At 72.9% G+C, this 14,221-nt stretch carries 14 protein-coding genes; 6 read left to right on the top strand and 8 right to left on the bottom strand.

What is annotated here, in order from left to right; all coding sequences use genetic code 11:
- Positions 1-38: 38 nt before the first annotated feature.
- Genes ABD987_RS00290 through ABD987_RS00315 form a run of 6 tightly spaced genes read right to left on the bottom strand, consistent with a single transcriptional unit; the run spans position 39 to position 3,617 of the window.
- Complete coding sequence (locus ABD987_RS00290) at positions 39-503, bottom strand: hypothetical protein (protein WP_345385504.1); 465 nt, start codon at positions 501-503, stop codon at positions 39-41.
- A gap of 57 nt (positions 504-560) precedes the next feature.
- Positions 561-956: a hypothetical protein gene (locus ABD987_RS00295; protein WP_345385506.1), complete on the bottom strand. Its 396-nt coding sequence runs from the start codon at positions 954-956 to the stop codon at positions 561-563.
- Positions 953-1,906: a metallophosphoesterase family protein gene (locus ABD987_RS00300; protein WP_345385509.1), complete on the bottom strand. Its 954-nt coding sequence runs from the start codon at positions 1,904-1,906 to the stop codon at positions 953-955. The genes ABD987_RS00295 and ABD987_RS00300 overlap by 4 nt, the downstream gene beginning before the upstream one ends.
- A complete protein-coding gene (locus ABD987_RS00305) occupies positions 1,903-2,325 on the bottom strand; it encodes a cupredoxin domain-containing protein (RefSeq protein ID WP_345385511.1) in 423 nt (140 codons plus the stop codon). Before ABD987_RS00305 ends, ABD987_RS00300 begins: the two co-directional genes overlap by 4 nt.
- 21 nt (positions 2,326-2,346) lie before the next feature.
- Complete coding sequence (locus tag ABD987_RS00310) at positions 2,347-3,033, bottom strand: QcrA and Rieske domain-containing protein (protein ID WP_345385513.1); 687 nt, start codon at positions 3,031-3,033, stop codon at positions 2,347-2,349.
- Complete coding sequence (locus tag ABD987_RS00315; RefSeq protein WP_345385515.1) at positions 3,030-3,617, bottom strand: RNA polymerase sigma factor; 588 nt, start codon at positions 3,615-3,617, stop codon at positions 3,030-3,032. The genes ABD987_RS00310 and ABD987_RS00315 overlap by 4 nt, the downstream gene beginning before the upstream one ends.
- A gap of 129 nt (positions 3,618-3,746) precedes the next feature.
- On the opposite strand from ABD987_RS00315, the gene ABD987_RS00320 reads away from it, so the two are divergent.
- The 4 genes from ABD987_RS00320 to ABD987_RS00335 all read left to right on the top strand — a co-directional run bounded on the left by ABD987_RS00320 (position 3,747) and on the right by ABD987_RS00335 (position 6,529).
- Positions 3,747-4,979: a vanadium-dependent haloperoxidase gene (locus ABD987_RS00320; RefSeq protein ID WP_345385517.1), complete on the top strand. Its 1,233-nt coding sequence runs from the start codon at positions 3,747-3,749 to the stop codon at positions 4,977-4,979.
- Positions 4,980-5,049: 70 nt separating this feature from the next.
- Positions 5,050-5,715, top strand: a complete 666-nt coding sequence (locus ABD987_RS00325; RefSeq protein ID WP_345385519.1) for a peptide deformylase — start codon at positions 5,050-5,052, stop codon at positions 5,713-5,715.
- A gap of 79 nt (positions 5,716-5,794) precedes the next feature.
- The gene (locus tag ABD987_RS00330; protein WP_345385521.1) at positions 5,795-6,067 is read left to right on the top strand and encodes a DUF2087 domain-containing protein; all 273 of its coding nucleotides are present in this window, start codon (positions 5,795-5,797) and stop codon (positions 6,065-6,067) included.
- Between the two features lie 108 nt (positions 6,068-6,175).
- Positions 6,176-6,529, top strand: a complete 354-nt coding sequence (locus ABD987_RS00335; protein WP_345385523.1) for a hypothetical protein — start codon at positions 6,176-6,178, stop codon at positions 6,527-6,529.
- A 21-nt stretch (positions 6,530-6,550) separates the two neighbouring features.
- Here ABD987_RS00335 and ABD987_RS00340 read toward each other — a convergent pair whose 3' ends face one another.
- Complete coding sequence (locus tag ABD987_RS00340; protein ID WP_345385525.1) at positions 6,551-9,223, bottom strand: ATP-binding protein; 2,673 nt, start codon at positions 9,221-9,223, stop codon at positions 6,551-6,553.
- Between the two features lie 309 nt (positions 9,224-9,532).
- On the opposite strand from ABD987_RS00340, the gene ABD987_RS00345 reads away from it, so the two are divergent.
- Positions 9,533-9,844 carry a beta/gamma crystallin domain-containing protein gene (locus tag ABD987_RS00345; protein ID WP_345385527.1) on the top strand — a complete coding sequence of 104 codons (312 nt, stop codon included), beginning with the start codon at positions 9,533-9,535 and terminating at the stop codon, positions 9,842-9,844.
- 42 nt (positions 9,845-9,886) lie between these two features.
- Positions 9,887-10,729 carry a hypothetical protein gene (locus ABD987_RS00350; RefSeq protein ID WP_345385529.1) on the top strand — a complete coding sequence of 281 codons (843 nt, stop codon included), beginning with the start codon at positions 9,887-9,889 and terminating at the stop codon, positions 10,727-10,729.
- Positions 10,730-10,789: 60 nt separating this feature from the next.
- On the opposite strand, the gene ABD987_RS00355 is transcribed toward ABD987_RS00350, so the two are convergent.
- Complete coding sequence (locus ABD987_RS00355) at positions 10,790-14,194, bottom strand: TM0106 family RecB-like putative nuclease (RefSeq protein ID WP_345385531.1); 3,405 nt, start codon at positions 14,192-14,194, stop codon at positions 10,790-10,792.
- Positions 14,195-14,221 lie beyond the last annotated feature (27 nt).

The raw sequence follows: 14,221 nt of genomic DNA on the forward strand, positions 1-14,221 counted from the left end.
CGGATCCGGACGGTTCCCCTGCGCGAGCACGGGAGCGGTCAGGGGGAGAGCGGGCCGCACCGGTCCGGTGCCGGGCCGAGATCGACGGCCCCGTCGATGACTTCACCGGTGTCATGCCGGACCGCGTGCGCGGCCATGTGCTGCGGCGTGTGGTGCACGGCGGGGTTCATGTGGACCTCCCGGATGCCGTCCGCGGTGGAGACGTCGTCGGGGTTGGTGAAGAACTCCGTCCCGTTGTCGGTGAAGGTGACCGTCCAGTGCTGACCGGCGCCCTGGGTGTTGATCTCGAACTCCTCGCCGACGACCAGCTTTCCCGGCACCGGGCCGTCGTCGTCGTACATCGACTTGAGCGTCCACGTGGTGCCCAGCGTGCCGGCTCCCGATTTCGACGCCGCCGGTCCGCACCGACGTCCGCTGGCCTGGGCGGCCGGACCGGTGAGCACACCGGCCGCCAGGGCGAGGGTGGTCGCGGAAAGCACGACCGCCGTCATGGCTCTGCGCATCGATTTTCCTTTCCCAGTAGGGTTTTCCGAACTCTCGATGAGGAATACGCGGCCGGGTTACGCCACCGCGCCGGGTGTTTCGCGACGTCGCCTCGCCAGCAGGTGGGAAACCCCGAGCAGGACCAGCACCGCCGCCTCGGCGAGCAGGCTGACCAGCGCCTCCGGCGCCGGTTGCAGGCCGTGCTCGGTGAACCCGAAGAGCCCGACGGTCCGGGACACCGCGAATCCGCCCAGCGCGCCGAGGGCCAGCCCCGCCGCGGCGAGCCGCAGCAGTACCGGGCCACCGAGCGCGAGCAGCACCGCGATCGCGAAGGAACCACCGGCCTGGACCAGGAAGGCCGGGCCGACGAACGGGATCACCCGGTAGCCATGCACGTAGAGCTCGGCGTGGACGTAGCCGCTGACGGCCAGGCAGGCGGCGGTGCCGAGCCGCATCGGCAGGTTCCCGGTCACGCGAGCCTCACGTCCTTGACCGCCAGACCGGGATTTCCGGGCCGGTAGGCCACTTCGCGAATCCCGCGCGCCTCGCCGAGCTTCCCCGCCGGCAGGGTCACCGGCGTCGGCGCGGGACGGGTTCCCGGCTGCGGCAACGGGTACGCGGTCGTGGTCGCGCTGTGGAAGGTCACGTTGCCCTCGGTCTTGGTGAACAGCTGGTGCACGTGCCCGTTGAGACAGGTGACCGAGGAGAACCGCCGCAGGTAGGAAAGCGCCTGGGTGGCGTCGTCGGTGCCCCAGCCCCACGCCGGGTACATCGCGAACAGCGGGATATGGCTGAAAACCACGATCGGGGTATCCGCCGGGAGTTTCGCGACGTCCTTGCGCACGAACTCCAGCTGGTCGTTGCCGAGGTGTCCCAGCTTTTCCAGGCTCAGCGTGTTCACCAGCGAAATGAAGTGCACTCCCTGGACGTCGAAGCTGTACCAGCCGTCCCCCGCGGTTCCGGCACCGAAGACCTCGCGGTACTTCTGGCCGGTGTCGTCGATCGAATCGTGCTCGCCGGGCACCGTCAGCACCTGCCCCGTGCGCAGGCCGCTCATCATCTGTCTGACCTGGTCGAACTGCGCGGGCGTGGCGAGGTGGGTGAGGTCGCCGGTGTGCATCACGAACGCAGGGCGGTATGGCAGCGCGTTGATCTGGCCGAGGGCATGGGAAAACGACTCCTCCACCGCGGTGTTGGCGCTTCCCTTGAACCCGAGGTGACTGTCGCTGATCTGGACGAACCGCAGCGCGTGCGGATCGTCGTCGGCCGCGGCGCCCGACGGCCCGGCGATGTGGCTGACGACCTCACCACCGGCCACGGTGAGCACCACGGCGGCGCCGAACCACGCGGTGTGGCGCAGCAGCTGCCGTCGTGTCATGCCTTCGGGGCCGGGCTCGTCCGCCGCCCCCTCCCGCGCGGTCACGGCGTCACCGTCACGGTCGCGGTCATGAACGGGTGAATGGTGCACAGGTACTCGTACCGGCCCGGCGCGGCGAAGACGTACCGGTAGGTCTCCCCCTTGTTCAATGTCGGCGAACGCAGTGGCCCGCCGTTTCCCGTGCTGGTCACCGTGTGCGGGTCCTGGTCCTCGTTCCGCCAGGTGACGGTGGTACCCGCCTTGACCGTGACGTCACCCGGCGCGAACGCGAAGTCCTTTATGGACACCACACCCGGGGTGGCGGGCGCGGCGGCCTGACCGGGCGGCGACGCCGTCATACCGGACATGCCCGGCATCGACGCCGGCGGCGCCGTGGCCGGCGCGGCGGCCCGTGGCGCGCCGCAGGCCGTGAGTCCCAGCGCGACGGCGATCAGCAGGGCGGTCGTTCCCAGGATTTTCGTCATGCCAAGACGTACGCGCCCTGGTTACGTCTCCTGTGGAGGGACGAGCACCTCCACCACCCCGGCGGATTCCCGGACCTCCAGGCGCGGCAGCGGGGGCGGGGTGACCGGCAGCTGGTGGAACAACACCGCGCCGTCCACGGCGAACGCCGTCCGGTGGCACGGGCAGTTCAGCCGCCGGGCCGGCGCGTCCAGTGCCAGCCGGCAGCCCAGGTGCGTGCACGTCGCCGAGACCGCCCGCACCCGCCCGTCCGCGCGCTCGACGAATCCCGCGACGGACCCGAAGTCGAACGGCCGCACCCCGCCCTCGGGCAGGTCCTTGCCCGCCACGACCGCCCGCCACTCCCCGTGCTCCGGCCGCAGCGTCCGGTCCGGTGGCGGCGGCTGGGCCACCTGCTCGCCACCGCTGGTCAGCAGGTGGTCGGCCCCGGCGCCGACCGCGGCCGCCGCCGCGGCGGCGGAGGTGATCCGGACGAACCGGCGGCGGTTGCCGCCCCGGGGCGCGGATGCCGCGTCACCCAGTTCGGCGGCCAGCCGACGGTGCAGCCCGGCGACGAACTCCTCACTGGGCGCCCCACTCCCGGTCCGGGCCGCGCGCAGCTCGACGGCCACGCGCAGCTCCGCCTCGTCGGCGGGCCCGGCCTCGAACCGGCGTGGACGTCGTTGCCGCAACAGATCCTTGACATACCGGCGGACTCCGCGACTGCTCACGTTTCCATCCTTTCCGCCACCACCGCGGCCTGACGCAACGCCCGGTGCTGCAGCACCTTCGCGTTGCCCACGGTGATGTCCAGCTCGGCCGCGGCCTCCTTGAGCGAACAGGCCTGCAGAAACCGCAACCGGAGGATCCGCCGGTACCGCTCGGGCAGCTGCGCCAGTATCGCCTCGGCCCGCGCGAGTTTCGCCGGGTCCTCCGTGTCCGTTTCGAGGACGGCCACCTCCCGTTCGTCGTCCAGCACGGTGATCTCCCTGCCGAGCGTGCGCCGCCAGTGCGTCGCCAGCACCGTGCGCGCGGTCGCCAGCAGATACGCCCGTACCTCACCGACGCTCGCCGAGACCCGCAACGGCTTGAGCGCGACCAGGAAGACCTCGGTCGTGAGGTCCTCGGCGTCCGGCCGGTTGCCGACCTTCGCGAACATCAGCCGGTAGACGCGCTCGACGTTGTCGCGATACACCGCTTCCCAGTCCGGATAGGCATCCGGACCCACCACCCGCAGCCGGGCGGGCGCGTCCTGTCCCGCGCCCGCCGCCTCCTCCCCGGCCTTCCTTCGCCGGGCCCCGAAACGTCTTCCCACCGGTCACCATCCGGCCCACCATCGTTGTCCTGCCCCGCCACCCGAGGAATACGCGCGCGGGTTACACGGCGACACGTAACCCGGCGCCGTATCCCCGGACGACCACTTTTCGCGACCACGGGAGCCGAAGTGACCACACCACTTTCACGCAGACGTCTGCTCGTCATCGGCGGCACGGCCACCGCGGCGCTGGCCGTCGCCGGTCTGCCCGCCGCGGCGGCCGGGCCGGGCCATGGCGGCGGCGAACTCGTCGCCGCGTGGAACCGCACGGTACTCCGGATTCTGCGCACCGCGGGCGCGCGTCCCGCGACCGTGCACCCCACCCGCAGCTTCGCCATGGTCCACTCGGCGCTCCACGACGCGGTGGTCGCCGCGCGGAGGAGCGGGCACGCCGCGCCGGTCGCCGCCGCAGCCCAGGCCGCCCACGACGTGCTGACCGGGCTGTACCCGGCGTTCACCGCCGAACTGGACGCCCAGCTGGCCACCGACCTGGCGACCGTGCCCGAAGGACCGGCGAAGAACTCCGGCGTCCTCCTCGGGAAACGGGCCGCGCGGCGGGTCGCCGACCGCCGCGCGCACGACGGTTCGGGCGCGACCCCGCCCGCGCTGCCGCCCGGGACCGGGCCCGGCGAGTACCGGCCCACTCCCCCGGCGTTCACTCCCGCCGTGTTCACCCACTGGGCAGCCGTGACCCCGTTCGTCCTGGACCGGGCCGACCGGTTCCGGCCGGGACCGTATCCGGCGCTCACCCGCGCCGCCTACGCCGGAGCGCTCAACGAGGTCGCCCGGCTCGGTCAGGACGCCAGCACCGCGCGCACCGCGGACCAGACCGTCCAGGCCCGGTTCTGGGCCGCCCCGATCTGGAACTACTGGAACGAGATCGCGCAGAACGTGGTCGTGGACGCCGGGAGCCGCCTGCCGGACGCCGCCAGGGTGTTCGCCGACCTCAACCTCGCCTTCGCCGACGCCGTGATCGCCTTCTACGACGCCAAGTACCACTACCGGATCTGGCGCCCGATCACCGCCGTCCGCCTCGCGGACACCGACGGCAACCCGGACACCACCGGCGACCCGAACTGGACCAGCCTCGCCGTGACCCCCGCCGACCCGTCCTACCCCGGCGCGCACAGCGTCGTCGCACAGGCCGGGGCGGAAATCCTGCGTGCCGAGTACGGTCCCTGCCGCGCGGTGGCCGTCACGTCCGAGGCACTGCCCGGCACCGTCCGCCACTTCGAGTCGTTCCAGGACATCGCCGACGAAGCGGGCACAAGCCGGCTCTTCGCGGGCGTGCACACCCGGCTCGACCACGACGCGGGCCGGCGCCTCGGGTCCGACGTCGCCCATGCCGTTCTCCGCGGGTAGGACCTGCCGATCCTCGGCCTCCGCCGTCGTTAGACTTCGGTGAACCGCCGCGAGGACTAAGGGGACCGGGTTGACCACGACCACACTGATCGAGCTCGTCGAGGCGGTGCTGGCGGGCCTCTCGCCCGCCCCGATCGTGATCGCGGGCGACCCGGTGCTCCGGCAACCGGCCCAGGACTACGAAGGCCAGCTGAGCGCGGAGCAGCTCGACGGTCTCGTCGCGCTGATGCGGACCACGATGCGCGACGCCCCCGGTGTTGGTCTCGCGGCGCCGCAGATCGGGATCCCGCTGCGGCTCGCGGTCCTGGAGGACCGCCCCGAGCTCCTGCGGAACATCCCCGCCGGCACCCTCGCCGCCCGCCGGCGGGCCCCGCTGCCGTTCCGGGTGCTGGTGAATCCGCGCTACACCGCGCTGGGCGCCGGGACGGCCGCGTTCTACGAGGGCTGCCTGAGCGTTCCGGGCTGGCAGGCGGTGACCACGCGGCACGAGCGGGTCCGGCTGCGCGGCCAGGACGAGACCGGACGCGAACTCGACGAGGAGGTCGAGGGCTGGGCCGCCCGCATCGTCCAGCACGAGACCGACCACCTCGACGGCACGCTCTACCTCGACCGCGCGGAGATCCGGTCGCTGTCCAGCACCGCGCACCTGCTCGAGCGCTGGGCGGATCCGACACCGGAGCGGGCGTCGCACGCGCTCGGGTTCCCGCTGCCCGGCTCCGCGGGGCCCGCGGCCTGAGCCCTTCCCGGACCGTCCACTCCGGACGGTCCGGGAAACCCGATGCGCCGTCCGGCAGGCGCGGGGTACCGTCCGCGGCATGACCGACCCGCTCGAAGCGCTGTTCCGGCACGGACGGCTCGTCACGATCCCCCGCCGGGGCACACTCCGGCGCGCCCTGTTCGCCCGGCTCGCCGAGCGGTTCGAACCGGGTGTGCTCTACACCGAAACGGACGTCCGCGAGCGGCTCGCCCCCATCCACGACGACCACGCCGCGCTCCGCCGTCACCTCGTCGACGCGGGCCTGCTCCAGCGCAGCAGGGACGGCGGCGTCTACGGCCGCCCCGCCGAATCCCGGCCCGGCCCGGACTGAGCGGCGCTGTCCGAGACGTTCCGCCCGGAATCCCTCTCACTTCGCCCGGCATCCTCATGGCGCGCGTTAGGTTGGCGGACAAGAGAAATCCGCCGTCCCGGAGGTTCCGTGCGCTACCAGGGCCCGATCCCGAAACACGCCATCGACCGGTTCAACACCTGCGTGCTGAGCCTGCGCTCCTCCCCGCGCTGGGGTCCCGCGGTGCGCAAGCGGCTCACCATCGTGACCTACACCGGGCGCCGCTCGCACCGCACGTTCAGCACCCCGGTCGCCTTCCGCCGCACCGGTGACACCGTCACCATCGGCGTACGGCTTCCCGAAGCCAAGAAGTGGTGGCGCAACTTCCTCGCCGACGGCGGCCCGATTTCCCTGGAACTGGACGGGGTCGACCGGACGGGACACGCGGTCGCGCACCGGGACCCGGCGGGCCGGGTCCGTGTCGTCGTCCGCCTGGACGGCTGACGCCCGGCCACGCCCGCCTCGTCAGTCGCCCAGTACACCGCCGGACAGGTCCCGTAGCTGTCTGCGTGAGGTGATGCCGAGCTTGCGGAAGATGCTGCGCAGATGGGCGTCGATCGTGCGCGGGCTGAGGAACAGCCGCCCGGCCACCTCGCGGGAGGTCGCGCCGGTGGCGACCAGCCGGGCGATCCGCAGTTCCTGGGTGGTCAGCGGACCCCCGGCACGCGGCGAACCGGAACCGGGCGGTTCACCGGTGGCGCGCAACTCCGCCGCGGCGCGCTGGGCGAACGCCTCCATACCGGCGCGGGACAACAGCTCGTGGGCGACGCGCAGGTGCTCGCGCGCACCGCGTCCTCGGCGTTCGCGGCGCAGCCACTCCCCGTACAGGAGGTGGGCCCTGCCCCGGTAGGGAATCATCGTGCCCTCGGCGAGGTGGCCGACCGCCGCGCGGTAGTGCTCCTCCTCGCCGGTCGCCAGCGCCCGCGCGTACGAGGCGACGCCGAGGCCCCACGCGGTGCCCCCGGCCTCGGCGCGTTCGGTCAGCGACTCCAGTGCCGCGCCGGCTTCGGCGGGCTCGCCGCAGCGGACCGCGGCCTCCACCAGCTCGGGCAGGGCCATCCCGGCGAAGACGAGGTCGCCGTCCGCGGTGGCGCGCCGGGCGGCGGCGAGCGCGGCCGGGTAGTCGGCGAGGCCGTTGTGCAGCACCGCGGCGGCCCAGTTCGCGTTGGCGATCGCCCGGCCCTCGCCCCGCGCCTTCGCCACGGCCGCTTCGATCAGGCCGAGTGCCTCCTTCCGGCGACCGCGCAACGCGGAGACGTGCAGCCGGGAGTATTCCCACGGTGTCCCGCAGAACACGCCGTCCAGCGCCTCCGCCTCGGCGATCGCCGCCTCGGCCCGGTCGAGTTCCCCGACGTGCGCGGCGGAGGCGGCGACGTGGGCGAGCCCGAGGCCGACCTTCGCGGGCACCCCGTCTTCGCGCCCCACCTTCAGCAGCCACTGGGTGACGTCGTCGTGTGTGCCCAGGTCCCACAGTTCGACCGCGAGCAGCGCCGCCAGGGTCGGGCGCCGCACCCACTCCGCGCCCTCGTGCCCGGTGAGCACCCGTCTCAGCAGCGGGGTGGCCACCCGGTGTCCCTCGGTGAGCAGCACCACCAGCGCCGCCAGCATGTCCGGCCGGTGCGCCGGGGGCGGGGCCACGCGCGCGGTCGCCAGCACCAGGTCCAGCACCTCACCCGCCCCGAGGACCAGTCCCATCTCCAGCGCCTCCAGGAGACAGTCCCGCGCGCGTTCCGGCTCGTGCCCCGCCAGCCTGCCCGCCGCGCGGAGCAGCAACGACGGCCCTTCTCCGTCCCGCTTCCTGGTGAACGCGATCCGCCCGCGCAACCGGTCGGCCTCGGCCCGCCGGTGATCGTCCAGCGTGCCCGCCAGCACGGTGCCCAGCAGTTCGGCCGCCGTCTCGGTCGCGCCCGCGTCGAGGGTGGCCCGTGCCGCGGCGAGGGTGCGTTCGGTCCGCCTGCCGGGATCCAGCGACAGCGCCGCCGCGCGTTCGAGGAACGCCGCGGTCGCCGCCATGCCGCCCCTGGCCCGCGCGTGGGACGCGCACCGCTCCAGCTCGGCCGCGACGTCCTCGTCGGGCCCGGTGCCCGCCTGTGCCCGGTGCCAGGCCCGCCGGTCCGGATCGGTCAGCGGATCGGTGACCTCGGCCAGCACGCGGTGGGCGGTGTGCCGCCACTCCGCCTCGGCGGCCCGGTAGATCGCGGACCGCGCCACCGGGTGGCAGAACCGGACCCGGGTCCCGATCTCGATCAGGCCGGAGCCCTCCGCGGCGTTCCTGGCCGCCCCGGTGATACCGAGCCGGTGGCCCGCCCGCCACAGCAGTCCCGCGTCCCCGGTCGGTTCCGCGCTCGCGAGGGTCAGCAGGAGCCGGACCTCGGGACCCAGTTCCGCCGCCCTGGCGAGGAATCCTCGCTCGATCCGGCGGGACACCGCCGAGGCGGCGGGTGGCTCGAACCCGCCGGTCCGGGGAAGTTCCAGCAGTGCCAAGGGATTTCCCCGCGCCTCGGCGAGCACCCGTTCCCGCACCCGGTCGTCGAGCGGCGCGCGGATCGCCGTCGACAGCAGGGTGCGCGCGGCGGCCTCGCCGAGCCCGCCGAGGACCAGCCCCGGCAGCTCCTGGGCCGGGCCGGACGGATACTCGGCGAACACCAGTGCCACCGGGACCGTGGCGATCCGCCTGGCGACGAACGCCATCGCCCTCGCCGAGGCGTCGTCGAGCCAGTGCGTGTCGTCCACGAGACCCACCAGCGGTCGCTGCCGTGCCTCGCCACCGAGCAGTTCCAGTACCGCCAGGCCGATCCGGAACGGGTCCGGCACTCCGGGGGCCACGCCGAACGCGACCTCGAGGGCCGCCCGGTGCGTGCCGGGCAGCCCGCCGAGCCGCCCCAGCACCGGCATGCACATCCGGTGCAGCGCGGCGAACGGGAGCTCGGTCTCGCACTCCACCCCGGTGCCGTCGAGCACCAGGAACCCGGACGCCGCCGATCGGGTGTACGCCAGCAACGCGCTCTTGCCCGTTCCCGGTTCGCCGCGCAGGACGAGGACACCGCCCTTTCCCCGTCGCGCGGCGCCCAGCAACGCTTCGAGGTGGCGGATTTCGGCCTGCCTGCCAATGAGCGCACGAGAAGATTCGGCCCGCACAAGGAAAACTCTAGCGTGCACGGCCGCAGGGAGAAGGGGTCTCCCGGACAGGATCCGGGGTGTGCCAGGGCAGAAAACCTTTCCGTGCGGGGAAACCGGGACGGCACGGCCCATCCTCACCGCCCGCGGCCGGGCGCGCATCGGCGAACTTCGCCTAGGTGCGACGGCGGACGAGAACATAGGGAATCCTCGCCGACGCGGGCCAGGTCACCTCGATGCGAATCTTTCCGGGCAACGTGCCACCCCGATCGAATTCCGCACCACCACGGCACGTCAGCACCAGATCCGTCGTCAGAAACGGAGAAAGTCATGAAGAAAACCCTGGCCGCGGGCGCGGTGGCGGCACTGTCGGCCACCGGCATGCTCGTGAGCGGCAGCGACGCGTTCGCCATCAACCGCGTGACCTGCAACGAGAACGGCTACACCTGGCTGAACTCGACCGACACCACCTGCTGGGCGAACCGCGGGACCATCGGCGTGACGCTGTACGGCGTCTACTCGGTCAGCAGCGGCAACAACACCGGCTGGGTGGCTTCCCCGTCCGGCTACGTCGATTTCCCGCAGAAGTGGAACATCTACCAGTTCTCCTCGCGGCGCATCGACACCATCCACATCAACTAGGAGGCGAGCGACGGTGACCACGAGGTCCCTGGGGGTGTTGGTGTGCGACGCGCAAGGGTGATACGTCTGGCCGTTCTCGCGGCGGTGGCGGCGGTCACCGCCACCGGCTGCGGCGCGGAGACCGAGCCGCCGGTCGGCAGCATCGACGTCATCACGCGAGAAACCCAGATCTCGCGCCCGATCGATGGCTATCTGCCCTCCGGCGAACAACTCCGGCAGCTGTGGCAGGTCCGCGGAGCGGCCACGACCGCGTGTTACGCCGAGCACGGCACGCCAGGCCGGACCAACGTACCGCCGGACCTGGCCGCCAGGCTGCGAATCCAGCGGCAGGAGGACGTGACCCGCACGCGCCTCTACGGATTCTTCGGCCCGGAGGACGCCCGCTCCCGGGGATACGGGTCGGCCTTCGAGGGACAGCGGAACCTCGAAATGCCGGCCCCGTGGTCACGGCCGGAAGTCGTCCGCCAATGCGAAAAGGCGGGCAGCGAGGCGATCGGTGACCTGACCCTCGTCACGGACGAACGGATTCTGCCGGACGGCGGCCCGCCGTCCGCGACGAACGACAGCCGGGTCACCGAAGCGGTGTCGAAATGGTCCGCGTGCATGACCAGGGCGGGTTATCCGTACCAGCGCCCGATCGACCCGCTGATCGACCCGAAATGGCAGCGGCCCATTTCGACACAGAAAGGGGAAGGACCGCCCGCGACCCCGGCCGAGATCGCGGCGGCGACCACCGACATCGGCTGCAAGCTCGACACGAACCTGGTCGGCGTCGCGGTCGCCGTCCAATCGGCCTACGACCGCAGGTACATCGCGGCGCACGCGGACGCGCTGTCCAGGTTCAAGGAACGGCTGCTCGGCTACACGCGCACCGGTACCACCTGAATGATCGTCCCCCGGCCGGCCCTGGCCGGGGGACGGTCCCCGTCCGGCGCCTGCCACAGGTCAGAGTTCGGTCCCATCCGCCCGCCACGGTTTCGCCTCGCCGGTGAGCCCGAGGAGACCGGAGATCAGCCGCATGTCCGCGACGGTGCGGACCTCGGCCTCGGCCAGCCGGGGTGAGCAGACCAGGATCGTCACCGCCTGGGCGCGGGACAGCGCGACGTTGAGCCGGTTGCGGGACAGCAGGAAGTCCAGCCCGCGCGGAAGGTCCACTGTGGACGACGAGGTCATGGTGGTGATCACCACCGGCGCCTCCTGCCCCTGGAACCGGTCGACCGTGCCGACCCGCACCCCGGGAAACCCGGCCCGCTCCAGCGCGCGGGTGACCTCGCGGGCCTGGAAGTTGTACGGCGCGACCACCAGGATGTCCTCGTCACCGAGCGGGCGCGCCGTCCCGTGGTCGGTCCACCGGCGGCCGTGCAGGTCCGCCACGATCGCGGTGACGGCGGCGGCCTCCTCGACCGAGCGGGTGGTGTTGCCGTGGTGGTCCACTTCGGACAGATAGAGGCCGGAGGGCACGCCGTCGATCCCGCGCCCGGCCGCGGTGGGGTGCGCGTGCAGCTGCCCCGCGTAGGACAGCCGGGAGACCGGGTCACAGACGGCGGGATGCATCCGGCGGGTCTGGTCGAGGAAGTAGCCCAGCTCGGCCGGGATGATGTCGTGCCCGCCGATCAGGTGCCCCAGCGCGGAGGCCTCGGCGCCGGCGGGGTGGGTGCCCTGGACGACCTGCGGGAGCTGCTGCGGGTCGCCCAGCAGCAGGACGTTGCGGGCGGACATGGACACCGCGAGCGCGTCGGCGAGCGCGAACTGACCCGCCTCGTCGATGACCAGCAGGTCGAACGGCTCGTCCCGGATCGCGGCGTTCGCGAACGTCCACGCCGTTCCGCCGACGAGGTGACCGCCGGTGTGCTCCGCGCGCCACCGGACGAGGGCGTCGTTGGTGGAGGGCTGCTCCCACGGCAGGTCCGGGTCCGGCGCCTTCTTGGCGCGTTTGGCGCACGGCAGGCCCGGCGCGTTCTTCATGGTGGCGGACAGGACGTTCTCGACGGCCTTGTGACTGGTCGAGGTGACCGCCACCGTCCGTCCCGAATGGACAAGACGCGCGATCAGCTTTCCCGCCAGGTAGGTCTTTCCCGCCCCCGGCGGCCCCTGGACGGCGAGGGTGGAACCGTCGAGTGCCTCGACCGCGGCGAGCACCGCGCCGACCACGTCGTCCCCCGCCTCGGGCAGGGTGTCCCGCCCCCGGAGCCGGGGCGGGGTGCGGCGCAACAGGTCGACGCCGGGGTGCGCCGGCAGCACGGGCAGCGCGTCCACCACCAGCCGGGCCAGCTCGGCGACCGCCTCGTCCTTGGGCGCGGGACGCACCGGGCTGCCCGGCAGGACCGCGACCGGCCGCGCGTCGTCGGTCACCTCCGGCGGGCAGCTTTCCTGCAGGGTCACGTCCGCGGCGGTGGCGTCGACGACCTTGGCGTCGCGGGCGGTGGCGCCGTACCGCAACCGGACCTGGTCGCCGGGGGCGAACGGATGCGGCCGGTCCGGATCGCACCGCAGGGTCACCGTGCGTTTGGCGGTGCGGACCCGGCCCTTCGGGGGCACCCACTCCCCCGCTTCGGCGGCGACCGGGACCATGCAGGTGGTGTCGACCTCCAGATCGCCCAGCGGCGCGGCGAGCTGCCGGAAGTACTCCCACCAGGCGGGCGTGGTCTCGCGGCGGTGATAGCCCACCGAGGCGGCCAGCAGCGCGCGGGCGCGGTCCTCGGCGGTGAACGCGGCCGGATCGTCGGGCAGCCCGTCCAGCAGCGGATCCACCAGCGCCGCCATGCGCGCGGCCCGCTCGGCGCGCTTCTGCTCGGCGACGTCCTCCTCGGCGGTGCGGAGCAACGCGTCCTCTTCGGACTCCACCGGGGTTTCCGCGAGGTCGATCCCGGCCTCGGCGCGGGCCCGATGCAGGAACTCGAACAGCCGCAGCGTCGAAACGCAGTCGTACTCGTTGTAGTCACCGATGCCGCGGAGAACCTCGTCGGCGCGCTCACCTTCACCGCGCTGGGTCAGTGTGAGGTAGTCCTCGTAGGCCTCGATGCTCGACGCCGCCGTCTTCACCTCACCTTCGCGGGTGTCCGGCATGTACAGCGGTTCGAGGTACTTGATCGAATAGGACGGTTGCGACACGCGCATCGCCTTGCGCACCACCGCGTACAGGTCGACCAGCGCGCCCGCGCGCAGCAGCGCGTCCACCGCGTCCTCGCGGGTGCCGTGCACCGCCGCGAGGCGCTTGATCGCCGTGTTCTCGTAGGGCGCGTAGTGGTAGATGTGCGAACCGGGGTGCTCGGCCAGGCGCGCGCTCGCGAAGTCGACGAACCGCTCGAACGCCTCCTTCTCCTGGGCCCGGGTGTGCGCCCAGAACGCGGTGAACCGCGGCTGTCCGGTCTCGGCGGTGATCGCGCCGAACAGGTACTCCAGTCCCTCCCCGGCCAGCGCGTACGGATCGCCCTCCATGTCGAAGAAGACGTCGCCCGGCGCGGGTGGCGGGAGCGTGGCCAGCGCGCCGGGATCGACCACCTCGTAGCTGACCTCGCCGGTGCTGTCCTGGCGGAGCTGGATGGCCGCCTGCGCGCGCAGGGTTTCGAACGACCGCGCCGACAGGTCGCGGGGCCGCTCTCCCGGGGTGGCCCGCGCCAGCGCGTCGATGGTGCCGAGCCCGGCGGCGGCGAGCTTGCGGCGCTGGTCGCCGCGGATGCCCGCGACCAGTGACAGATCGCGGTCGGCCTTGCGCGCGCTCGTGCAGTGCTCGGCGAAACCGCAGCTGCCGCACGCGGGGCGTTCCTCGCCCCAGAGACGCTCGGGCAGGCGCGGTTCGCGGCCGCGCAGCCGGGCGCGCAGCCGGTGCAGCAGCGGCAGGAAGTCCTGGACCCGCAGGGTGTGCGTGCCGCCGTCGCCGAGCAGCAGGTGCATCTCCGGTCCGGCGGGCCAGCCCGCCCGGCGCATCGCGTCGGCGTAGGCGGCCAGCTGCACCACCGCGGCAGGCGTCGCGTGCCGGGCCAGTTTGGTGTCGTACACCTCGTAGCGGCCCTGCTCGTCACGCAGCAGGAAGTCCGCGCGGCCGGAGAACTCGCCCTCCTCGTGGAAGACCGCCTGGTAGATCACCGGCGCGCCCGCGTGGACCGCCGCCGCGGTCTCCCGCGCCGCCACCGCCGGATCGCGGTGGTCGATCTCGACCACGGCGTGGCGCTCGCCGCGCAGCCGCGTCAACGTGGCCTGTTCGTGGGCCCGGCCGTGCTTGGCCGCGAGCGTGTCACCGGCGCCCTTCGGCGCGGGGGCACCGGACAGTCCGGCCGCCCACGCCTGCTTGAGAACGCTCCGGTGCTCGCATTCCAGCAGATCGGCGAGGTCGGACGGGGTGTGGTGCATCGTCGCGGATTCTGGCACGACCGGGCC

The sequence above is a fragment of the Amycolatopsis samaneae genome, assembly GCF_039541975.1.
GTDB classification, from domain to species: Bacteria; Actinomycetota; Actinomycetes; order Mycobacteriales; family Pseudonocardiaceae; genus Amycolatopsis; species Amycolatopsis samaneae.

Bases quoted from the DNA above. Each gene is read 5' to 3' on its own strand.
- ABD987_RS00290 (WP_345385504.1), bottom strand. From the start codon at position 503: ATGCGCAGAGCCATGACGGCGGTCGTGCTTTCCGCGACCACCCTCGCC.
- ABD987_RS00305 (WP_345385511.1), bottom strand. From the start codon at position 2,325: ATGACGAAAATCCTGGGAACGACCGCCCTGCTGATCGCCGTCGCGCTG.
- ABD987_RS00330 (WP_345385521.1), top strand. From the start codon at position 5,795: ATGACCGACCCGCTCGAAGCGCTGTTCCGGCACGGACGGCTCGTCACG.
- ABD987_RS00345 (WP_345385527.1), top strand. From the start codon at position 9,533: ATGAAGAAAACCCTGGCCGCGGGCGCGGTGGCGGCACTGTCGGCCACC.
- ABD987_RS00355 (WP_345385531.1), bottom strand. From the start codon at position 14,194: ATGCACCACACCCCGTCCGACCTCGCCGATCTGCTGGAATGCGAGCAC.